The organism is Methylovirgula sp., assembly GCF_037200945.1.
Classification (GTDB): Bacteria; Pseudomonadota; Alphaproteobacteria; order Rhizobiales; family Beijerinckiaceae; genus Methylovirgula.
The window spans coordinates 2,014,582-2,034,452 of the sequence record NZ_JBBCGP010000001.1; the positions used below are offsets into that span (position 1 = coordinate 2,014,582).

Here is a 19,871-nt window from a genome sequence, read left to right on the forward strand (position 1 = left end):
CAGGCCGGAAAGTGGATTACATTTCGACGCGCGGCGCTGCGCCCGTGCTTTCATTCACCGATGCACTGATCACCGGTCTCGCCGAGGACGGCGGCCTCTACCTGCCGAAATCCTACCCGGAGTTTTCGACGGCTGAAATCGCCGCTTTCGCGGGCCAACCTTATGCTGCTGTGGCGGAAGCCGTCATCTGGCCATTCGTCGCCGGAACGCTCGAACGCTCGGTGCTGCGCGAGATGATCGCGTCGGCCTATGCCGGGTTCGATCATGTCGCGGTCGCGCCGCTCTCGCAGCTGGGCGACAATCTCTTCCTGCTCGAATTATTTCACGGCCCGACTTTGGCGTTCAAGGATCTTGCGATGCAGCTCCTTGGCCGGCTCATGCAGCATGTACTGGCCGCGCGGGGCCAGCGCGCGACCATCATCGGCGCGACGTCGGGCGATACCGGCGCCGCCGCCATCGCCGCCTTTCAGGGCTTGCCCGAGGTCGATGTTTTTATCCTCTACCCGAATGGCCGCGTCTCCGACGTGCAGCGCCGGCAGATGACGACCATTGCCGCCGCCAATGTTCATACGATCGCCATCGACGGCACGTTCGACGATGCGCAAAACATGGTGAAGGCGCTTTTCGCCCACAAACGCTTTCGTCAGGAGTTTGCGCTCGCGGGCGTCAATTCGATCAATTGGGCGCGCGTCATGGCGCAGATCGTCTATTATTTCACGAGCGCGGTGGCGCTCGGCGCGCCGCACCGGCCTGTTTCCTTCGTCGTGCCGACGGGCAATTTCGGCGATATTCTCGCCGGCTGGATCGCGAAAAAAATGGGCCTGCCCATCGAGCGGTTGGTCATCGCGACGAATTCTAATGACATTCTCGTGCGCACGTTGAACACCGGCCGTTATGAGACGGGGCGCGTCGAAGCCACATTGTCGCCGTCAATGGACATTCAGGTGTCCTCGAATTTCGAGCGGCTTTTGTTCGAGGCCTATGGCCGTGATGCCTCGGCCGTTAGCGGGTTGATGAATTCGTTGCAGCAATCCGGCGGCTTTTCGGTCGCCGCCGCGCCGCTCGCGGCAGTCCGTGCCGAATTCGATGCCGCCCGGGTCGGTGAAACTGAGACAAGTGAGGAGATCGCGCGTGTCTGGCGCGAGACGCAGAGATTGATTGATCCACACACCGCTGTCGGCGTTGGCGCCGCGCGCGTAGCCCTGACCGCGCATCCCAATGTGCCTGCGATCGTACTTGGCACCGCGCATCCGGCGAAATTCCCCGCCGCCATCGAAGCCGCAACCGGCCAGCATCCACCGCTGCCGGCGCATCTCGCCGATCTCGAAACGCGGCCCGAGTATTTCGATGTCCTGCCCAACGATCAGCACGCGATCGAAGATTTCATCCGCGGGCGTTTGCAAGGCGGCACTGCATCGCGAAGGGCGGCGTCATGAGCGTCGAAATCACGACCCTGCCGTCGGGCCTGCGCATCGTCACCGACCGGATGCCGCATCTCGAAACCGTCTCGCTCGGCGTCTGGGTGGCGGCGGGCTCGCGGCATGAACGGCCGCGCGAACGCGGCCTCTCGCATTTACTCGAACATATGGCGTTCAAAGGCACGCGGCGCCGCTCGGCCCGCGACATTGCTGAAGAGATCGAGAGCGCTGGTGGCGATCTTAACGCCGCGACGGGTGTCGAGCAGACGGCCTATTATGCTCACATGCTCGCGAGCGATGCGGGGCTTGCCATCGATATTCTGGCGGACATTCTGACGGACAGCGTCTTCGACAAGGACGAGCTCGAACGCGAAAAAGAGGTCATCCTTCAGGAGATCGGCGCAGTCGAGGATACGCCGGACGATCTTGTCTTCGATCTTTTCAATGCTGCGGCCTTTCCCGAGCAGCCGATCGGCTGGCCCATTCTCGGTACGCCGGAACACGTCAAGGCGTTCGATCGCTCGATGATCTCGAACTATCTTGCCAAACATTATCGCAGTGGTGTCACGACGATCGGCGCCGCTGGCGCTCTGGATCACGCGCAGATTGTGGACGCCGCCGCAGCGCGCTTTGCCAATATGTCGGCGCAGGTCGGGGAGGCGGTGACGCCGGCGCGTTATCTCGGTGGCGATACACGCTTGAGCCGCCGTCTCGAGCAGGCGCATGTCGTGATCGGCTTTGAAGGCCTGTCTTATGCGGCGCCTGGCTATTACGCGCTGCAGGTTTTCACCAATGCGGTCGGCGGCGGCATGTCTTCACGGCTTTTCCAGGAGGTTCGCGAGAACCGCGGGCTTGCCTATACGGTCTATTCCTTTCATTGGGGCTATGCCGACACCGGCCTCTTCGGCTTTTATGGCGCAACGAGCAAGGCGCAAGTCCGCGAACTCGTGCCCGTGGCTCTTGAATGTTTGGCGAAGGCAGCGGAAGATTTGAGCGAAGCTGAAATCGACCGCGCGAAGGCCCAGATGAAAGTCTCGCAGCTTACGGCGCTTGAATCCTCGACTGCCCGCTCGGAGCAGATCGCGCGCCAGATTCTGGCTTATGGCCGGGTGCTGAGCCGAGACGAAATTCTGGCGAGAATCGATAATCTGACGGTAAGCGAGATCCGCGCAGCGGGCGCGGCGGCCTTACGCACGGTGCCGACGGTGGCAGCCGTCGGGCCCGTAGCCAAGGTCCATACGCCGGATCGTATTCGCGAACTCGTCGGCGGCGCTTGAGGGAGGATCGGTTGGCCCTGTTCCGGCTCGGAGCGCCGAGCGAGATCAGCAATTTCGTCCGCGGCGAGGGCGTCTTTCTGCGTCCGCCGGAGCCGCGCGACTATGAGGCCTGGTCCGATCTGCGTGAAAAGAGCCGTGCCTTCCTGACGCCCTGGGAGCCGACGTGGCCCGGGGACGACCTGACCCGCACATCGTTCCGCCGCAGGTTGCGTCGCAATTTGCAGGAAATGGCGAACGATGAGGCCTATCCGTTCTTCATCTTTCGCGATGACGATGACCGGCTTGTCGGCGGTCTGACGCTTGGCCAGGTGAAACGCGGCGTCGCGCAATCTGCAACGCTTGGCTATTGGATGGGAATGCCCTACGCGGGCAGGGGATTCATGTCGCGGGCAGTAAGGGCGATGACAGGCTATGCCTTCACGTCCCTGCGCCTGCATCGGATCGAGGCCGCTTGCCTGCCGCATAACGCGGTATCGATTCAACTTTTGGAACGCGTCGGCTTCAAGCGGGAAGGGCTGGCGCGCGCCTATCTGCGCATCAACGGGCTTTGGCAAGACCATCTGCTTTATGCGCTTCTCGAAACCGACCCGCTGCCCTTGCGAGTGACGCGGCGCGACCGTGGCTGAGTGGAGAAAAATGTCGCTGGCTTCACGCGTATGGAATTTGGTGTGCCGGTATCCGGCCTTGCTCGTCGTTGCGCTTCTGATGTTGGAGGTCGCGCCGGCCCACGCCATCGAATCTGTGCGTATTCCGCTCGACGCGACGGCGATCGATCTCACCAAGGCGGTTGAACGGTACGGCGCCCAAGGCGACCGTCTATTGGTCTCAACCGCGCCAGGGTCCGACGGCATTGTCCGGCGCATCGAGGTTCGCGCGCTCGAACCCGGCTCGCATCCCAACTGGATTGTTTTCGCGCTGACCAATGATACGGACGAGCAGCTTGAGCGGCTTGTCGTTGCGCCGCATTTCCGGCTTGTCGGCTCGGGTGTGATCTGGCCTGACCTCGGCGCGTCGCGCATTTCGGCAATTACCGCGAGCCAGAGCTTTCCGCCGGAGCGCATCGAAAGCGCCGATGCCGATGTCTTCCGCCTGACGATCGACCCGGGCACGACAGTGACCTATGTCGCAGAGTTACGCTCCGCCGGTCTCCCACAGCTCTATCTTTGGCAACCGGACGCCTACAAAGACAAGCTCACTAGCCTGTCGCTCTATAAGGGCATCGTCATCGGCGTTGCCGGCCTTCTCGCGCTCTTCCTGACGATCGTCTTCGTAGTCAAAGGCGCGGTGATCTTTCCCGCCGCCGCGGCGCTGGCCTGGGCGGTGCTGGCTTACGTCTGCATCGACTTCGGTTTCTGGGACAAGATTTTCGACACATCGGAACAGGCCGATCGTATCTGGCGCGCCGGTGCCGAAACCTCGCTGGCCGCGACGCTGCTGGTCTTCCTCTTCGCCTATCTCAATCTCAATCGTTGGCATGTCCGCGCCTCGCATGTGGCGATGGCGTGGCTGGCATTTCTCGTCGCCTTGATCGGGCTCGCGATCTTCGATGCGCCGATTGCGGCCGGCGTTGCGCGGATTTCGCTCGCGACCATCGCCGCGGTCGGCTTCATCCTGGTGCTCTATCTTTCGACGCATGGGTATGACCGCGCGGTGATGCTGATCCCGACCTGGTTTTTGCTGCTCGTCTGGGTGGTCGCCGCGGGTTTCACCGTCACGGGTTCGCTCACCAACGACCTTGTGTCACCTGCGCTGATTGGCGGTCTGGTCCTGATCGTGATGTTAATCGGGTTCACGGTGATGCAGAACGCCTTCGCGGGCGGCGGTCTCGGCTATGGCGCGATCAACGATTCCGAGCGCAAGGCATTGGCGCTCACCGGATGCGGCGACACAATCTTCGATTGGGACGTCAACTCCGACCGTGTGTATGTCAGTCCCGAGGTCGAAACGCAGCTCGGGCTTTATCACAGCGAGCTTGAGGGCGCGGCTTCGAAATGGCTCGATGTCCTGCATCCATTCGAGCGCGATCGCTACCGCGCCAGCCTCGACACGATGCTCGAGCAAAGACGCGGGCGGATCAATCAGGAATTCCGGCTGCGCGCCGCCGACGGGCATTATTTCTGGTTCTTGCTCAAGGCGCGTCCGGTGACCGGACCGGAAGGTGAAGTCATCCGCGTCATCGGCACGCTCTCCGACATCACCGAACAGAAGACGGCGCAGACGCGGCTTTTGCACGATGCCGTCAACGACAATCTGACTGGCCTGCCTAACCGCGAATTGTTCTTCGACCGGCTCGACGCCGCGCTCAAACTTTCGCAAACCGACGCGCTGATCCGGCCGACTGTCATCTGCATCGACATCGACCGTTTCAAACATATAAACGAGACCATCGGCTTTTCGGCTGGCGATTCAATTTTGCTGACGGTCGCGCGCCGGCTTGGCCGCATCTTGAAGCCGCAGGATACGCTCGCGCGGCTGAGCAGCGATCAGTTCGCTGCCGTTGTGATTTCCGAGAGTGAGACAGACCATATTATCGCCATTGCCAATGTCGTGCGCCGCGCGGTCTCGACCCCGGTCTCCTTCGGCGAGACCGAGGTGCCCCTTACGGCTTCGATCGGTCTCGCTCTATTCGACCCGCAATTGCACGCCAATCGCGAGGATATGCTCAACGATGCCGAGATCGCGGTGCGCCATGGCAAACGCAACGGCGGCAATCGCATCGAAGTCTTCCGCCCCTCAATGCGCACAGTTCGGTCGGATCGGCTGACGCTTGAGACCGATTTGCGCCGCGCGCTCGATCGCGGCGAGATGCAGATTCTATTTCAGCCGATCATTCGGCTTGAGGATCGCACAGTCGCCGGGTTCGAGGCTTTACTGCGCTGGGATCATCCGCGGCTCGGACGTCTCAGCCCGTCCGAATTCATTCCGGTTGCGGAAGAGACGGGCAGCATTGTCGATCTCGGTCTTTTTGCGATGGAGCGCACGGCGCGCGAACTTGCGGCCTGGCAATCGGCGCTTGATCTCGATCCGCCGCTTTTCGCCAGCGTCAACATCTCGTCGCGTCAATTGCTGCGTCACGATCTCTTGCAGGACGTACGCGCTGTGCTTTCACGCTGGAAGATCGCGCGCGGCACGCTGAAGCTCGAATTGACCGAAAGCCTGGTGATGGAAAATCCCGAATATGCGGCGCAGATTCTTCACCGCATCCATGAATTCGGCGCGGGGCTTTCACTCGACGACTTCGGCACCGGATATTCCTCGCTGGCTTATCTGCAGCGATTCCCCTTCGATACGATCAAGATCGACCGTTCGTTCGTGCAGCACAATCGCAAGGGCGCGCGCCCTGTCATTCTTCGCTCTATTGTGACTTTGGCGCACGATCTCGGCATGGACATCGTCGCGGAGGGCGCTGAGACCGAATCTGATGCGATCGAGCTCTACCAGCTTGGTTGCGAATTCGCACAGGGCTATGTCTTCGGCCATCCGATGAGCGCGAGCGAGGCCCGTAAGCTGGTCGGCGCGGCGCAGGCAGCGGCTTAGGATTAGGCGTGGCCGGCGTCGGCCGAAAGAAAGCCAGGATCGATGCCGATCTTGCGCATCGCCATCCCGTAGCGGTCTTCGAGCGGCGTGTCGAAGATAAGCGATGCATCTGCGGGGCAGGTGAGCCAGCCGTTATTCTGCATCTCGTCTTCCAATTGGCCGGGCGACCAGCCGGCGTAACCAAGCGCAAGAATTGCGCGATCGGGGCCGGAGCCGTTAGCAATCGCGCGCAAAATATCGACTGTCGCCGTCAGCGACACGCGGCCGTCGATCGGCAGCGTCGAATTGTCGATATAGAAATCATTTGAGTGGAGCACGAAGCCACGGCCGGCTTCGACCGGGCCGCCGCGCAAAACCGGAACCGCGCCTGCCTGCATAGGCAATTGGATTGCTTCGTCCGGCTTGATGACTTCAAGCTGAATAAGAAGTTCGGGAAAATTGAGGCTGGGCGCGCGGCGGTTGATGACGATGCCCATCGCGCCTTCGTCGGAATGCGCGCAAAGATAAACGACGCTACGGGCGAAACGGTCATCCGCCATTCCGGGCATTGCCAGGAGGAATTGCCCGTCGAGATATTCGTTATCTTTACCCTTCGCTTTCGCTGTCGCCATCATTAAGACTCTTGCCAGATAAGGAACAAATAGGTTCCGAAAGCCACAATTTCATCTTTTGCCAATGTGAAATTGGCAAAAAGGAAAACGCGCTCGTGGTCGGAAGACTCCTACGTAATCTTTGTTCCCTAGGTTCCAAGCCCATGTTGGCGCAGGCGCCGGGCTTTTGCCATCCTCTTTTTTGGGGGCTAGGGATAGGTTTCTGCCTCGTGGCGCTTGCCGCCAGGTCTGATTCCCTGAAGCCTGATTCCTTGAAGCCTGATTCCTCCGCGCCCTTTTCGAGTGCCTGGTCCGGCACCGCGAGCGATAAAGCGCAGATGCGGCTGATCGCCGGCACGGCGCGCGGGCACGGGCGCTATACAGCCGCTGTAGAGATAAAGCTTGCCGGAGCAGCGGTCACGTATTGGCGTCAACCGGGCGATGCGGGCGTGCCGCCCACGTTCTCGTTCCAGGGTTCAACGAATCTCGCCGCAGCCGACGTCGCTTATCCGGCTCCGCTGCGGATCAATGAGCAGGGCCTCGAGGCGTTCGGTTATCGCGGCGGCGTCACGTTTCCGATCGCGGTTGCGGCGCGTGACCCGGCAAAGCCGGTGCATCTGCGGCTCACGTTGGATTACGCCGTTTGCGATAACATCTGCCTGCCGGCCAAAGGTGTCACAGAGCTGGAATTGCCGCAAACGGGCGCCAGCGATGCTGAACAACTCATCGCCGCGGCCGCGGCGCGCGTGCCTCTTCCACTTACAAAAGCTGCAGCCGCGCAAAAATTTGTGATCACGGCCGATCCGGCTGCGGCGCGGCCGACGTGGTTTCTCGATTGGAAGGGTCCCGAGCCGAGCGACCTTTTCGCCGAGGCGCCCAATGGCTGGGACATCGAAACGCATCGGCTTTCGGTGCGGCGTTTTTCTCTCGTCGCTGTTCAGCAGCCCTTGCAGGGCCTATCGCCGCGCATCTCAACACAGCTAACCTTGACGACGGCGGCGCAGTCTTACGTCTTCAGCGCGGATCTCGATCTGCCGACGCAGGCTTCGACGTCGGGAGCAAAATAGCCCGTCGTGCATTCTCCAGCTACGCAATTGCGCGACTTTGGTGGTGGAGATGGGACAGGACGGGGACATCAGGATCGGAATTTCCGGCTGGACCTATGCGCCGTGGCGCGGCCAGTTCTTTCCAAAAGGCCTGCTGCAAAAGCAGGAACTCGCGTATGCGAGTTTATTTTTCCGCGCCATCGAGATCAACGGCACCTTTTATGGCCTGCAAAGGCCGGATGCGTACCGCGCCTGGGCGTCGCAGGTGCCGAATGACTTTTTGTTCGCGGTCAAGGCGCCGCGCTTCATCACGCATGTCAAACGCGGGCGCGATGCGCTCATTCCGATTGCGAATTTCTTTGCCTCCGGCGTGCTTGCGCTTGGGTCGAAGCTCGGCCCGATCCTCTGGCAATTTCCGCCTAGCTTCCAGTTCGACCGAGATCGGTTCGCTGAATTTCTTGGACATCTGCCGCACGATACGGCGGCTGCGTCGGCCCTAGCGCATCGGCATGACGATCATCTCAAAGGCCGCGCCTGGTTAAAGACGGATGCCGTGCGTCCCATCAGGCACGCCGTCGAGATTCGCCATAAGAGCTTTGTCGATGCGGCTTTCGTCGATCTCCTGCGCGCGCATGATGTCGCCTTTGTCTGTGCGGACACCGTCGAATGGCCGCGCCTCATGGATTTGACCGCCGATTTTGTCTATTGCCGGCTGCATGGATCGACCGAGCTTTATCGAAGCGGCTATGACGATGCGGCGCTCGACGAATGGGCCGCGCGAATCCGCAAATGGACCTCCGGCATAGCCATGCATAATGGCGAGTTCGCCGCGCCGGCGCATGGGCAGCCGCCGAAGCCTCGTGATGTTTTTGTCTTCTTCGATAATACCGATAAATTGCGCGCGCCGACCGACGCCCTGACGCTGATGAAAAAACTCGGCGTTGCCACGGGCCATGAGGATCGCGCCGCATGACACGCGCGAACCTCGCGCACCGCCTGCACGACGCTGCCGAAGAGGCCGCGCATTGCACGCGCTGTCCGCTTTATCGCGATGCGACGCAGGTCGTCTTCGGCGAAGGCCCGGCAAACGCTGCGATCATGCTCGTCGGTGAACAGCCTGGCGACAAGGAAGATCTCGCCGGCCAACCTTTCGTCGGTCCAGCGGGGCAGGTGCTCGATCGTGCGCTCGCCGAGGCCGGCCTCGACCGCGCCGCCTGTTACGTCACAAATGCCGTCAAACATTTCAAACATGAGCAGCGCGGCAAGTTCCGGCTGCATAAGCAGCCGACGCGCGGCGAGATCCAAGCATGCCGCTGGTGGCTTGATCGCGAATTGGAGATCGTTCGCCCCAAACTTATCGTCGCGCTTGGCGTCACGGCCACGAGTTCGCTAAAGGGCAAGCCGGTCGTGCTTTCACGCGTGCGGCGGCAAATTTTGGACATCGAGCCATGGCGGGTTCTTGCGACCACACATCCATCGGCGATTTTGCGCCTTCGTGATTCTGACGAAAAAGAGCACGCGTTTCGCGAACTCGTCGATGACCTTCGCTTTGCCTTGGAATTTTTGAAGGCACCTTGAAATATGATTGGCAGCCGGGATTGCTGATCCCGGCTGCCATCAAAGATCGACTCGTCGCTGAGTTAATGGCGGCTGCCGTGCGAAGCTTCGCCGCCCTTGCGTCCAGCCTCCGCTGCGCGTTCGCGATCGTTCGCGAAATTGCCACCGGACATCTGGCCACCCTTGCGTCCAGCCTCAGATGCAAGCTCGTGGTTTTGAGAGAAGCTGCGCTTTTCATCGGGCACGCTTGCGCCGCCCTTCCGGCCAGCCTCCGCGGCGAGCGCGTGATCGCGCGAAAAGCTGCGTTCTTCAGCGGGGACGCTGGCGCCGCCTTTGCGTGCGATCTCACGTTGCTTCTCTTCATCCATCGAAGCGAAGCCACGGTTCGAGGTCGTATTCGCCATAATGTTCTCCCATCTAAATGGACTTCGATTGCCGGAACCACCGGCTGTCTAGCGAACGTGTGCCCCCAAGGCTTGTTCCGAAATTAACGATGCTTAATTTTGAAGGTGCCGCCGCCGCTTCGCTCGAATAATCAAATGCATCGTCGTCACACGGCAACTTGAGAAAACTTCCGCTCCTGCTGGCTTGAGATTGCCGCTGGAACGGCTAATTTCGGCCGCGACGAAGCGAAGAGGCGGATATGACAATCAATATAGGTGATGCGCTACCACAAGTGACTTTTACCGTGATGACGGCCGATGGTCCGCAGCCGCGCACGACAAACGAGATTTTTGCCGGGCGCCGTGTTGCGCTTGTCGGCGTGCCGGGCGCTTTTACGCCGACGTGTTCGCTGAATCACGTTCCGGGCTTTGTCGAAAAGGAGGGTGATCTGCATGATAAAGGCGTCGCTCTAATCGCGGTCACGTCGGTCAACGATGTTTTCGTGATGAACGCCTGGGCGAAATCGCTCGGCGCCGATCACGAAGGCTTTGTTTTCCTCGCCGATGGCAGCGCCGTTTTTGCCAAGGCCCTTGGTCTCACGCTTGATCTCGCCGATCGCGGCCTTGGTCTGCGCTCGCAACGCTACGCGATGCTGGTCGACGATGGTGTGGTGACGCAGCTCAACATCGAGCAGGCATCCGGCAAAGCCGATGTGTCGAGCGCCGAAGCTTTGCTGAAGCAATTATAATTTGAAGCAGCCTTAGGCGATTTGCCGCGTTTAAGCCGGATGCGGATGTGTCCGGCTTTTCTTTTGGCGCTTCTTCTGTCCGGGCTCTTCACCGACGGCTTAGCGGCGCGCCATTTCGCGGCGGCGCCGGTGCCTCCTCTGCGACCAAGCGATTTAGTCGAACAGGATGGCCCGCCGTTGCCGCCCGCACGTCCTGGCGATCTTCGGCCCGCCAATCCCGTGCCGGTGCTGCCAATGCCTCCGGTGGCACCTGCGCCCGTCGCGGCAGCGCCCGCGCCGTTTGTCCCCGCGCCTGATCCGACATGTCCCGCCGTGCTGCAAAGCAAAGAAATTGTCGTCGCAGCCGCAACAGCCGTTAGCGGTCCCAATGGTTGCGGCATTGCGACGCCCGTGACGTTGTCCGCCGTCATCCTCAAGGACGGGACGAAAGTGCCGTTCGAGCCGCCATCGCTGATCCGTTGCGATTTAGCTGAGACGCTCGGCACGTGGTTCCGTGAGGATGTCGCGCCGGCGTTGAAGCCTGCTGGCGGTCTGGCCAAAATTCTCGGATCGAACGGTTATGAATGCCGCAACCGCGACCATTTGGTCCGCGCCAAACTCAGCGAACACGCCAAGGGCAATGCCCTTGATCTGCGCGGTTTTGTTCTGCGCAACGGGCAGACAATTTTGATCGAAAAGGACGCCCCACAACCAGTATTCCTGACGCAGATCAGAGCGACCGCTTGCACCCGTTTCAGGACCGTTCTCGGCCCCGGCGGCGACGTGTTTCACGAGACGCATCTGCACGTCGATCTTGAACAGCGCCATCACGATTTTCGCATCTGCGAATGGAATGTGACGCCTCCGGCATTCGGCCCGAAAATGCCGGCGCAGGGCCCCAAAATGCCGAAGGTGGGGTCCGGAATTGACGTTCACGGCCGGCACACATAAGGAAAGGCGAAAAGGAGAGGCGCCCGTGGCCGACACAAAGCATTACAATATCGTTTTCCTCGACCGTGCGACAATCGGCGTCCCCGTGCGACAGCCGAATTTTCCGCATAGCTACAAGGAATACGAGGAGACGGTCGCCGACCAGGTGGTTGAGCGTCTGGCCGACGCCGACATCGCGATCATCAACAAGGTGCAGGTCCGCGCCGCGAGCCTCGAAAAGCTGCCGAAGCTGAAATTGATCGCTGTCGCCGCGACCGGCACCGATTGCGTGGACAAGGCCTATTGCAAGGCACACAACATCATTGTTTCGAACATCCGCAATTATGCCGACAACACGGTGCCCGAACATACACTCGCGTTGATCTTCGCGCTGCGCCGCAGTCTCGTTCCCTATGTCCAGGACGTGCGCCGTGGCAAATGGCAGACGATCAACCAATTCTGCTATTTCGATCACCCGATCCGCGACATTGCCGGTTCGACTCTGGGCCTCATCGGCTATGGCGCGCTCGGCAAATCGGTCGGCGCGCGCGCCGAGGCTTTGGGCATGAAGGTCATCGCCACCGATCTCTACGATTTCCCCGGCAAGGTCGATCTCGATACGGTGTTGCGCGAGAGCGATGTCATTTCGTTGCATTGTCCGCTCACCGAGCAGACGCGCAACGTCATCGGCGCCGCTGAACTCAAGAAAATGAAGAACGATGCTATTCTCATCAACACCGCGCGTGGCGGCCTTGTCGACGAAAAGGCTTTGGCCGAGGCGTTGAAATCGGGCGAGATCGGCGGCGCGGGTTTCGACGTGTTGACGGTCGAGCCGCCAAAGAATGGCAATGTCCTGCTTGATGCCGATCTGCCGAACCTGCTGATCACACCGCACGTCGCGTGGGCTAGTGTCGAAGCGATGACGGGGCTTTCCAACCAGCTCGTCGACAACATCGAGGCCTGGGCTGCCGGCAATCCGCGCAATCTTGTGCTAGAATAAGCGTCGGCTTTTCTTTTATCTCTCAATTATTTGGCGCCGCACTCTCTGTGCGGCGCCATTTTTTTTCGCGCCACGCCTCCGCCGTGCTCGGAACGATTCTTGTCGTTCGGCGTAAGTCGGTCTGGCAAACGAGCGCGGTCGGTAGCGGCTGCGCATCGCCTGAAAGAAAAGGAGGCTTAAATGCTACGAGAAAACAAAACGAAGCTTGCGAGCTTGGCATTGGCCGGCGCGCTTGCGGTCGGGTCCGCTGGCGCGGCATCGGCGCAGGATTGGTCACAACCGGCTGGCAGCCAGACGATTCATCACAGAATGCACCGCGCAATGTACTATCGCTATTCGACGCCGCAGCGCCATGACTATGGTTATCAGCAGGAAGGATATTATCGCGACGGGTATGATAACGGCTATCGCGATGATGGCCCGGTCGTCGCGGCTGGTGCTGTTGTCGGTTCGACATTGGGCACTGCTACGGCCGTCGCGACCGGTTATCCCTATGGCTACGGCTATTATAGCCCCGACTCGTACTACGCGCCGGCTGGCTATAACGGCTACGGCTACAGTCCCGACTACGGCAATTATGGCTATGCGCCTAACAATGGCAACGATTGGTGGGGTCCAACCCACAATCAATACCAGAACGGCTACCCGCAATATCAGAACGATCAGAGTGGCTGGTAGGATTTGATACAGATCTCTCTCCGGCAAGCCCGGGGAGAGATCACGCCAGTTTATTTTCCACCGCGATACGGACGAGATCGAGCGGCGTGCGGGCACCGAGTTTGCGCTTCAAGACAGCGCAGGAATTCGCGACCGTTTTGTAAGACACGTTGATGATACCCGCGATCTCAGCCATGCTTTTGCCGCTGCGGAGCAGCCGCAATATTTCCAATTCGCGCGGATTGAGGCCGGTCAAAAAATCCCGCCGCCGCGGATCGAGGAACGCCAGCTTTTGCGCCATTTCAGGCAGCAGGAAGGTCTGGCCTTCTGCGACAGCGCGGATGGCGGCGACGAAACGCGCAGGATCTTCGCATTTGCCAATATAGCCTTTGGCGCCGTTTTCGATCGCACGTGCCGCAAAGATCGGATCGTCATTCATCGTGAAAATGATGATCTTCGCCTGCGGGTCGAAGTCGAGAATCCGGCGCGTGAGCGCAAATCCCGACATGCCGGGCAGGTTGATGTCAATCACGACGACATCAGGTCGTTTCTCGACGTATTCATCGTAGGCTTGCGTTGCATCGAGCGCATCGAATGCTTCAAAATCCGAGTATGGCGAGAGCATCGCGCGACATCCTGAAAGGATGACGGGATGATCATCGACGATGAGAATCTTCATTTTCTCCGATCCGGCTTGGAATGGTGGCGATCTTGCGATCCCGGACAATATACGTCAACGATTTTCGCTGATATCTTAGACGGTTAGCAGGACAATTCGGACGTCTATGCTTTTCCGCATGGAAAATATCACGCTTGCCATAGCAAATACTCCCGAATTCAGGAGGAAGGTTTGGGCTTTCCAGTGCCGAACATGAGTGCAGGGTCGGGCTGCGGTGGGAAGGGGGCATGAAAATGCAGAGACTTTCGTTGCGCTGGCGCTTGAACCTTCTCCTTGGCGCCATGCTTTTTCTCTCGCTTCTGGTCAATTTTGCCTTGATAGGCTGGAATGCATGGCCCCGCATTGCAGCGGAAGGTGAAAGCGACGAGGTATTGGCGCGCGAATTGGTCGAGACGGCACTTGCGAGTTTGCAGGAAACGCCCGACCCCGAGCCGCCGCTGCGGCGCCTGCTCGCGCAATTGCAGGACTTACGGCATGTGCGCATCCTGGTCGCGGCTGATGATGCACAGGCCCAGACGCTGCCGCTCACTTTATATACAAGCCCGCCGGGCGGTGCGCCGGCGTGGTTCCTGAACCTGTTTCAGCAGCGCCCAAGTGTCACCATCGTTCCAGCGACGATCCATGGCCGCAATTACGGCGACATCGTCATCGCCGCCAACCCGACGAACGAGGTCACTGAAATTTGGGGTGAGGTGTGTTCGGTCGCCGCGACGACGCTCGCTTTTGGGGTTTGTCTTTTCGGGCTGATCCTGCTTCTCGTCGGCCGCGCCATTGCGCCGATCGCCGATGTCGGCAATGCGATCACTCGGCTGGCGCGCGGCGATACCGAAATCAAACTCGTGCCGCGCGGGCCGCCAGAGTTCGTTGACATCGGAAACAAGATCAACGGACTCGCCGTCAATCTGGCCAAGGTCAGTGCCGAGAACCATCGCTTGATTCATCAGATGATGCGCGTGCAGGAGGAGGAGCGTGGCCAGATCGCTCGCGATCTCCACGACGAGATGGGTCCGCCCCTGTTCTGCATCCGCGCGAATGTCAGCGCGCTGAGCGGCTCCCTGCCGGCGGCGCCTGTCATCAGGCAGAATGTCACCTCCATCGGCGAGCAGGCGGAAGCAATTCAGACCTTGCTGCGCCGCCTGCTGCAACGGCTGCGCCCGCCGGGCCTCGATGAATTGGGTCTCGCCGAGGCGCTACGCACGCTCGTCGGCTCCTGGCGCGCGGCCCATCCAGAACTCGAGATTTCGCTCGATCTTAATGATGACTTCGATCTTGTCGGCGAAGCAATTGAACTTGCCGCCTATCGCGTGGTGCAGGAGAGCCTGACCAATATTTTCCGTCATGCGCAGGCAACGAAGGCGCGGGTGCTTCTCGATTATATTCCTTTCGACGGCGGGGTCGCTGCGGCCGAGGCTCTGCGCGTGGTCGTCGAAGACGACGGCGTCGGTATCCGTGACACGGCCACGCGCGGCCTTGGCCTCACCGGCATGAACGAGCGCGTTCAGGGCTGCGGCGGCCGGCTCAGCGTCACGCCACTCGCCGGACATGGCACGCAGGTCGAAGCGATCTTTCCGCTCGCGCAGATCGATGAAATGGCGCTCGGCGTGGCGGAGTAGAAACGACGCTAGAGGCCACGAAGATGCGTGTTCAAGCGATCGAGCGCGCCTTGCAGGATATAGGCGGCGGCCATCCGATCGACGACTTCGGCACGTTTCGCGCGCGAGGCATCCTGCTCAATCAGTGCCCGCGTGACGGCGGCTGTCGATAGTCGCTCGTCCCAGAAGACGAACGGCGCTTCCGTCAAACGAATAAGATTGCGGACGAAGGCGCGCGTCGCCTGAACGCGCGGGCCTTCGCTGCCATCCATATTGAGCGGCAGGCCAATGACAAAACCGGCAACGTCGAATTTCCGGGCGCGGGCGAGCAAAGTATCCGCATCGACGGAAAACTTTCCCCGCCTCAGCGTTTCCAGCGGGCTCGCGAGCCGGCGTTCGACATCCGAAAGCGCGAGCCCGATCGTCTTCGTGCCGAGATCGATCCCCATTAATCTCTGGCCGCGGGCGAGGCGGGGTCCGAGGTCCTCGATTGCAACGCCTGCTTCGCTCATGCCTTGGACACGGCTCCGTTGCGCCGGGGTTGTGGCCGCGGGACGGAGATTGAGTTATGTCCCCCCCAGCGCGCCACGACGGGCAGCGGCGCTTGTCCGGTTTTGGAGTTACCCATGAAAATCACCTGGCTCGGCCATTCGGCGTTCCGGATCGAAACCCGGTCTTCGGTCATCCTCGTTGATCCGTTTTTGCGCGGCAATCCGAAATTTCATCTCGATTTTGCGGCGGTGACCGCCGGCGTGACCCACATCCTGTTGACGCATGGCCATGACGACCACGTCGGCGATAGTGTCGAAATCGCCAAGGCGAGCGGCGCGCAATTGCTTTCAAGCTTCGAAGTGTGTGTCTACCTCGCCGGGCTGGGCGCGTCGAACATCAATCCGGGCAATATCGGCGGCACGATCGCGCTCGACGATTTCAAAGTGAGCTTTACCCCGGCCTTTCATTCGTCCGGCACGATCGTGGATGGCAAGCCGATTTATCTTGGCGAGCCGATGGGGATCGTCATTACCCCCGACGCGGGGCCGGTGATCTTTCATATGGGCGATACGGCGATTTTCTCGGACATGGCTTTGATCAGGGAGCTTTATCGACCGAAGATCGGCATTGTGCCGGTCGGCGACCGCTTCACCATGGGCGGCAGGATCGCGGCGGAGGCCGTGCATCGCTATTTCGATTTCGAGACGGCGATTCCCTGCCATTACGGGACCTTCGATATGTTGGCCCAGGATCCGGGCGAGTTCGTCGCCGCGCTCAATGGCAAGCCGAAGACCTGGGTGCCTGCCATCGGCGAGACGCTGAGCGTCTGAGGCGTCTTTCGTTGCCCGCACCGGCGGCTGGATGCTATAGGCTCGGCTCTTCTGAGGAGACATTATGGCTGTTGATCAGGCGACCGTTCGCCGTATTGCCCATCTGGCCCGGATCAAGCTCGCCGATGCCGAGGTGCCGCATCTGGCCGACGAATTGAATTCGATTCTCGCCTTCGTCGAGGAATTGAGCAGCGTCGATGTCAGCGGCGTGGAGCCGATGACCTCTGTGATGCCGATGCATCTCTATGAGCGTGTGGATGTCGTCGACGACGGCGAGATTGCCGATCAAATCGTCGCCAACGCCCCGGTGACCGAAGATCATTTCTTCGTCGTGCCGAAGGTCGTCGAATAGAGCCGTTTCCAGAGATCGACATATATCTACATATATAGAGAGCAACTTTTGACCGATTTGACCGAATTAAGCCTCGCTGCGGCGCGCGATGCGCTGGTGAAGAAAGAGGTGTCCGCCGTCGAACTGACCAAAGCGCAGATCGCGGCGATGGAGCAGGGCCGGGCGCTCAATTGTTTCATCGTTGAGACGCCGGAGAAGGCGCTTGCGATGGCTGCCCAATCGGACGCGCGGCTTGCAACGGGCGAGGCGCGGCCGCTCGAAGGCATCCCGCTCGGCATCAAGGACCTTTATTGCACCGAAGGCGTGCAGACGACGGCATCGAGCCATATCCTCGAAGGCTTCGTGCCGACCTATGAATCGACCGTCTCGGCCAATCTCTGGCGTGATGGTGCTTTGATGATCGGCAAGCTCAATCTCGATGAGTTCGCGATGGGCTCGTCGAATGAGACATCTTATTTCGGTCCGGTCGTTTCGCCGTGGCGGCGCCCCGGTTCGAACGTCAAGATCGTGCCCGGCGGTTCGTCGGGTGGTTCGGCGGCGGCGGTCGCGGCGCGTCTTTGTTATGGCGCGACAGCAACCGACACCGGCGGCTCGATCCGCCAGCCTGCTGCGTTTACCGGCACTGTCGGCATCAAGCCGACCTATGGCCGCTGTTCGCGGTGGGGCATCGTGGCGTTCGCGTCATCTCTCGATCAGGCTGGTCCGATTGCGCGCAATGTCCGCGATGCGGCGATCCTGTTGCGTTCGATGGCGGGCTATGATCCGAAGGATTCGACGTCCGTCAATCAGCCAGTGCCGAATTACGAAACCGCGATTGGCACGTCGATCGCGGGCAAGGTGATCGGCATTCCGAAGGAATATCGGCTCGATGGCATGCCGGCGGAGATCGCCAAGCTGTGGGACGATGGCGTCGCGTGGCTGAAGGATGCCGGCGCCAAGATTGTCGAGATTTCGCTGCCGCACACGCGCTATGCGCTACCCGCCTATTATATTGTGGCGCCGGCCGAGGCCTCGTCCAATCTCGCCCGCTATGACGGCGTGCGCTATGGGCTCCGCGTGCCCGGCAAGGATATTACCGATCTCTACGAAAACACGCGCGCCGCCGGCTTCGGCAAGGAAGTGCGCCGGCGCATCATGATCGGCACCTACGTCCTCTCAGCCGGCTATTACGATGCTTATTATGTGCGGGCGCAGAAAATCCGTACCCTCATCAAGCGTGATTTCGAAACCGCTTTCGCTGCGGGCGTCGATGCGATCCTGACGCCGGCGACGCCATCGGCCGCCTTTGGCCAGGGCGAGAAGGGTAGCGGCGATCCGGTCGAAATGTATTTGAACGACGTCTTCACCGTGACGGTGAACATGGCCGGTTTGCCCGGCATCGCGGTGCCCGCCGGGCTTTCGTCGGAAGGCCTGCCGCTCGCACTGCAATTGATCGGCCGTGCCTTTGACGAGGAAACATTGTTCTCCGTCGCCGCAGCCATCGAGCAAGCCGCGCCGAAGATCGATCTGCCGCCGAAATGGTGGGCGTGATCTGCGGACGGCGCCCAAGATAGAAATGAACTGAGATGACGTAATGGGCCGGCGCACTGGCTCTAGCCGGTAGGGGTGGCAGTCCCCGATACTGATGATGTGTAGATCAACGGGGTCCTTACGGCCCCAAACAGTATGAGGACTGCCATGGAGTATTATGCCGGGATCGACGTTTCGTTGGAACAGAGCAGCGTGTGTATTGTGGACGAGAAAGGCCAGATCATCCGGGAGGCGAAGGTCTCGAGCGAGCCGGCTGCGCTGGCGGCGCTGTTTGCAGGCTTGGCTTTTCCTGTAATCCGGATCGGGCTTGAGGCGGGTCCGCTGTCGCAGTGGCTGCACGCGGGGTTGACGGATGCCGGTTACGAAGTGGTCTTGCTGGAAACCCGGCACGTCAAGGCGGCCCTTTCGGCAATGACGGTGAAGACCGACCGGAAGGATGCCCGCGGCATTGCCCAGCTGCTGCGCATGGGCTGGTTTCGTTCAGTGCATCGCAAGTCGCTGCCGGCGCAGGAAACGCGGGTCCTGCTAACGGCGCGCAAGCTGCTGCTCGGCAAGATGATCGACATTGAGGTCGCGATCCGCGGCCTGTTGCGGGGCTTCGGTTTGAAGGTTGGTCTGGCGAGCAGGTTGGGATTCGCCGGCCGAGTGCATGAGCTGATCGCTGGCCAGGCGATGCTGGAAAGCGTCATTGAGCCACTGTTGCGGTGCCGGGAAGCGCTGCGGACGGAGTTCGCCAAGCTACACCGCCAACTGCTGGCGATCGTGCGGCAGGACGGGATATGTCGGCGGTTGATGACGGCACCGGGCGTTGGGCCGGTGGTGGCGCTGACCTTTACTTCGGCGATCGACGATCCTGCGCGGTTCAAATCATCGCGTGCCGTCGGCGCTCATTTCGGCCTGACGCCGCGGAAATACCAGTCGGGCGAGACGGACGTGAGCGGCGGTATCACCAAGGCTGGCGACGCTATGGTGCGTGCTACCCTTTATGAAGCCGCCCTGGTCCTGCTGTTCAAGGCGCGGCCATCGTCGCTGAAAGCCTGGGGGATGATGGTCGCCCGCCGGCGAGGCGCCAAGCGGGCGCTGGTGGCTGTGGCCCGCAAGCTGGCCACTGTCCTGCATCGCATGTGGGTCGATGGCAGCGAGTTCCACTGGAACCGGGAGGAAGGCGCCGCTTCGGCATGAAGTCGTAATGTTGTTGATGAATTGAACAGTCCGTAAGGACGTTCTCCGAGGTCCCTTCGCCGGGACGCGGAAGGTCGGAAAACCGTGTAGT

Annotated in this window: 20 protein-coding genes and 1 pseudogene; 16 read left to right on the top strand and 5 right to left on the bottom strand. The window is 60.6% G+C overall.

Annotated elements, in window-relative coordinates; genetic code table 11:
* Positions 1 to 11 precede the first annotated feature (11 nt).
* The 4 genes from thrC to WDN02_RS09870 all read left to right on the top strand — a co-directional run bounded on the left by thrC (position 12) and on the right by WDN02_RS09870 (position 6,232).
* Positions 12 to 1,436, top strand: coding sequence for a threonine synthase (gene thrC, locus WDN02_RS09855; protein WP_337293325.1), 1,425 nt, complete (start codon positions 12 to 14; stop codon positions 1,434 to 1,436).
* A complete protein-coding gene (locus tag WDN02_RS09860; protein WP_337293326.1) occupies positions 1,433 to 2,695 on the top strand; it encodes a pitrilysin family protein in 1,263 nt (420 codons plus the stop codon). The genes thrC and WDN02_RS09860 overlap by 4 nt, the downstream gene beginning before the upstream one ends.
* Before the next feature lie 11 nt (positions 2,696 to 2,706).
* Positions 2,707 to 3,321, top strand: coding sequence for a GNAT family protein (locus tag WDN02_RS09865; protein ID WP_337293327.1), 615 nt, complete (start codon positions 2,707 to 2,709; stop codon positions 3,319 to 3,321).
* Between the two features lie 79 nt (positions 3,322 to 3,400).
* Positions 3,401 to 6,232: an EAL domain-containing protein gene (locus WDN02_RS09870; protein ID WP_337294910.1), complete on the top strand. Its 2,832-nt coding sequence runs from the start codon at positions 3,401 to 3,403 to the stop codon at positions 6,230 to 6,232.
* A gap of 2 nt (positions 6,233 to 6,234) precedes the next feature.
* Here the strand turns inward: WDN02_RS09870 and WDN02_RS09875 are convergent, their stop codons facing one another.
* Positions 6,235 to 6,846: a YqgE/AlgH family protein gene (locus tag WDN02_RS09875; protein ID WP_337293328.1), complete on the bottom strand. Its 612-nt coding sequence runs from the start codon at positions 6,844 to 6,846 to the stop codon at positions 6,235 to 6,237.
* Positions 6,847 to 7,094: 248 nt separating this feature from the next.
* Between WDN02_RS09875 and WDN02_RS09880 the strand changes: the two genes are divergently transcribed.
* The 3 genes from WDN02_RS09880 to WDN02_RS09890 are packed head-to-tail and all read left to right on the top strand — an operon-like array spanning position 7,095 to position 9,446.
* Complete coding sequence (locus WDN02_RS09880; protein WP_337293329.1) at positions 7,095 to 7,889, top strand: protein-disulfide reductase DsbD domain-containing protein; 795 nt, start codon at positions 7,095 to 7,097, stop codon at positions 7,887 to 7,889.
* 49 nt (positions 7,890 to 7,938) lie between these two features.
* Positions 7,939 to 8,841, top strand: coding sequence for a DUF72 domain-containing protein (locus WDN02_RS09885; RefSeq protein ID WP_337293330.1), 903 nt, complete (start codon positions 7,939 to 7,941; stop codon positions 8,839 to 8,841).
* The gene (locus tag WDN02_RS09890) at positions 8,838 to 9,446 is read left to right on the top strand and encodes a UdgX family uracil-DNA binding protein (protein WP_337293331.1); all 609 of its coding nucleotides are present in this window, start codon (positions 8,838 to 8,840) and stop codon (positions 9,444 to 9,446) included. Before WDN02_RS09885 ends, WDN02_RS09890 begins: the two co-directional genes overlap by 4 nt.
* 62 nt (positions 9,447 to 9,508) lie before the next feature.
* On the opposite strand, the gene WDN02_RS09895 is transcribed toward WDN02_RS09890, so the two are convergent.
* Both WDN02_RS09895 and WDN02_RS09900 read right to left on the bottom strand, forming a co-directional pair.
* Entirely contained in the window at positions 9,509 to 9,670 is a 162-nt protein-coding gene (locus WDN02_RS09895; RefSeq protein ID WP_337294911.1) for a general stress protein, read from the bottom strand.
* 81 nt (positions 9,671 to 9,751) lie between these two features.
* A pseudogene (locus tag WDN02_RS09900) lies at positions 9,752 to 9,829 on the bottom strand (KGG domain-containing protein); the annotation flags it as partial.
* Positions 9,830 to 10,068: 239 nt separating this feature from the next.
* On the opposite strand from WDN02_RS09900, the gene WDN02_RS09905 reads away from it, so the two are divergent.
* The 4 genes from WDN02_RS09905 (at position 10,069) to WDN02_RS09920 (ending at position 13,144) form a co-directional block, all read left to right on the top strand.
* Positions 10,069 to 10,557, top strand: coding sequence for a peroxiredoxin (locus tag WDN02_RS09905; protein ID WP_337293332.1), 489 nt, complete (start codon positions 10,069 to 10,071; stop codon positions 10,555 to 10,557).
* A gap of 63 nt (positions 10,558 to 10,620) precedes the next feature.
* Positions 10,621 to 11,487 (top strand): extensin family protein, encoded by an 867-nt coding sequence (locus tag WDN02_RS09910; protein ID WP_337293333.1) that lies wholly within the window; start codon positions 10,621 to 10,623, stop codon positions 11,485 to 11,487.
* 25 nt (positions 11,488 to 11,512) lie between these two features.
* A complete protein-coding gene (locus tag WDN02_RS09915) occupies positions 11,513 to 12,466 on the top strand; it encodes a D-2-hydroxyacid dehydrogenase (protein ID WP_337293334.1) in 954 nt (317 codons plus the stop codon).
* 180 nt (positions 12,467 to 12,646) lie between these two features.
* Positions 12,647 to 13,144 (top strand): hypothetical protein, encoded by a 498-nt coding sequence (locus WDN02_RS09920; RefSeq protein ID WP_337293335.1) that lies wholly within the window; start codon positions 12,647 to 12,649, stop codon positions 13,142 to 13,144.
* 40 nt (positions 13,145 to 13,184) lie between these two features.
* Here WDN02_RS09920 and WDN02_RS09925 read toward each other — a convergent pair whose 3' ends face one another.
* Positions 13,185 to 13,802, bottom strand: a complete 618-nt coding sequence (locus WDN02_RS09925) for a response regulator transcription factor (protein WP_337293336.1) — start codon at positions 13,800 to 13,802, stop codon at positions 13,185 to 13,187.
* 227 nt (positions 13,803 to 14,029) lie between these two features.
* Between WDN02_RS09925 and WDN02_RS09930 the strand changes: the two genes are divergently transcribed.
* A complete protein-coding gene (locus tag WDN02_RS09930; RefSeq protein WP_337293337.1) occupies positions 14,030 to 15,415 on the top strand; it encodes a histidine kinase in 1,386 nt (461 codons plus the stop codon).
* An 8-nt stretch (positions 15,416 to 15,423) separates the two neighbouring features.
* Here WDN02_RS09930 and ruvX read toward each other — a convergent pair whose 3' ends face one another.
* Positions 15,424 to 15,906 (bottom strand): Holliday junction resolvase RuvX, encoded by a 483-nt coding sequence (gene ruvX / locus WDN02_RS09935; RefSeq protein ID WP_337293338.1) that lies wholly within the window; start codon positions 15,904 to 15,906, stop codon positions 15,424 to 15,426.
* Between the two features lie 114 nt (positions 15,907 to 16,020).
* Here ruvX and WDN02_RS09940 point away from each other — a divergent pair, with 114 nt between their 5' ends.
* From WDN02_RS09940 to WDN02_RS09955, 4 genes are all read left to right on the top strand, one after another.
* Positions 16,021 to 16,716, top strand: a complete 696-nt coding sequence (locus WDN02_RS09940; RefSeq protein WP_337293339.1) for a metal-dependent hydrolase — start codon at positions 16,021 to 16,023, stop codon at positions 16,714 to 16,716.
* A gap of 64 nt (positions 16,717 to 16,780) precedes the next feature.
* Positions 16,781 to 17,068 carry an Asp-tRNA(Asn)/Glu-tRNA(Gln) amidotransferase subunit GatC gene (gene gatC / locus WDN02_RS09945; protein WP_337293340.1) on the top strand — a complete coding sequence of 96 codons (288 nt, stop codon included), beginning with the start codon at positions 16,781 to 16,783 and terminating at the stop codon, positions 17,066 to 17,068.
* A gap of 48 nt (positions 17,069 to 17,116) precedes the next feature.
* Positions 17,117 to 18,598 carry an Asp-tRNA(Asn)/Glu-tRNA(Gln) amidotransferase subunit GatA gene (gene gatA, locus WDN02_RS09950; RefSeq protein ID WP_337293341.1) on the top strand — a complete coding sequence of 494 codons (1,482 nt, stop codon included), beginning with the start codon at positions 17,117 to 17,119 and terminating at the stop codon, positions 18,596 to 18,598.
* 147 nt (positions 18,599 to 18,745) lie between these two features.
* Positions 18,746 to 19,780, top strand: a complete 1,035-nt coding sequence (locus tag WDN02_RS09955) for an IS110 family transposase (RefSeq protein WP_337292223.1) — start codon at positions 18,746 to 18,748, stop codon at positions 19,778 to 19,780.
* Positions 19,781 to 19,871: the final 91 nt, after the last annotated feature.

What these genes read in the sequence shown, in the direction of transcription:
- WDN02_RS09860 (WP_337293326.1), top strand. Translation starts at nt 1,433, where the DNA reads ATGAGCGTCGAAATCACGACCCTGCCGTCGGGCCTGCGCATCGTCACC.
- WDN02_RS09870 (WP_337294910.1), top strand. Translation starts at nt 3,401, where the DNA reads ATGTTGGAGGTCGCGCCGGCCCACGCCATCGAATCTGTGCGTATTCCG.
- WDN02_RS09875 (WP_337293328.1), bottom strand. Translation starts at nt 6,846, where the DNA reads ATGATGGCGACAGCGAAAGCGAAGGGTAAAGATAACGAATATCTCGAC.
- WDN02_RS09885 (WP_337293330.1), top strand. Translation starts at nt 7,939, where the DNA reads ATGGGACAGGACGGGGACATCAGGATCGGAATTTCCGGCTGGACCTAT.
- WDN02_RS09890 (WP_337293331.1), top strand. Translation starts at nt 8,838, where the DNA reads ATGACACGCGCGAACCTCGCGCACCGCCTGCACGACGCTGCCGAAGAG.
- WDN02_RS09905 (WP_337293332.1), top strand. Translation starts at nt 10,069, where the DNA reads ATGACAATCAATATAGGTGATGCGCTACCACAAGTGACTTTTACCGTG.
- WDN02_RS09920 (WP_337293335.1), top strand. Translation starts at nt 12,647, where the DNA reads ATGCTACGAGAAAACAAAACGAAGCTTGCGAGCTTGGCATTGGCCGGC.
- WDN02_RS09925 (WP_337293336.1), bottom strand. Translation starts at nt 13,802, where the DNA reads ATGAAGATTCTCATCGTCGATGATCATCCCGTCATCCTTTCAGGATGT.
- WDN02_RS09930 (WP_337293337.1), top strand. Translation starts at nt 14,030, where the DNA reads ATGAAAATGCAGAGACTTTCGTTGCGCTGGCGCTTGAACCTTCTCCTT.
- ruvX (WP_337293338.1), bottom strand. Translation starts at nt 15,906, where the DNA reads ATGAGCGAAGCAGGCGTTGCAATCGAGGACCTCGGACCCCGCCTCGCC.
- WDN02_RS09940 (WP_337293339.1), top strand. Translation starts at nt 16,021, where the DNA reads ATGAAAATCACCTGGCTCGGCCATTCGGCGTTCCGGATCGAAACCCGG.
- gatC (WP_337293340.1), top strand. Translation starts at nt 16,781, where the DNA reads ATGGCTGTTGATCAGGCGACCGTTCGCCGTATTGCCCATCTGGCCCGG.
- WDN02_RS09955 (WP_337292223.1), top strand. Translation starts at nt 18,746, where the DNA reads ATGGAGTATTATGCCGGGATCGACGTTTCGTTGGAACAGAGCAGCGTG.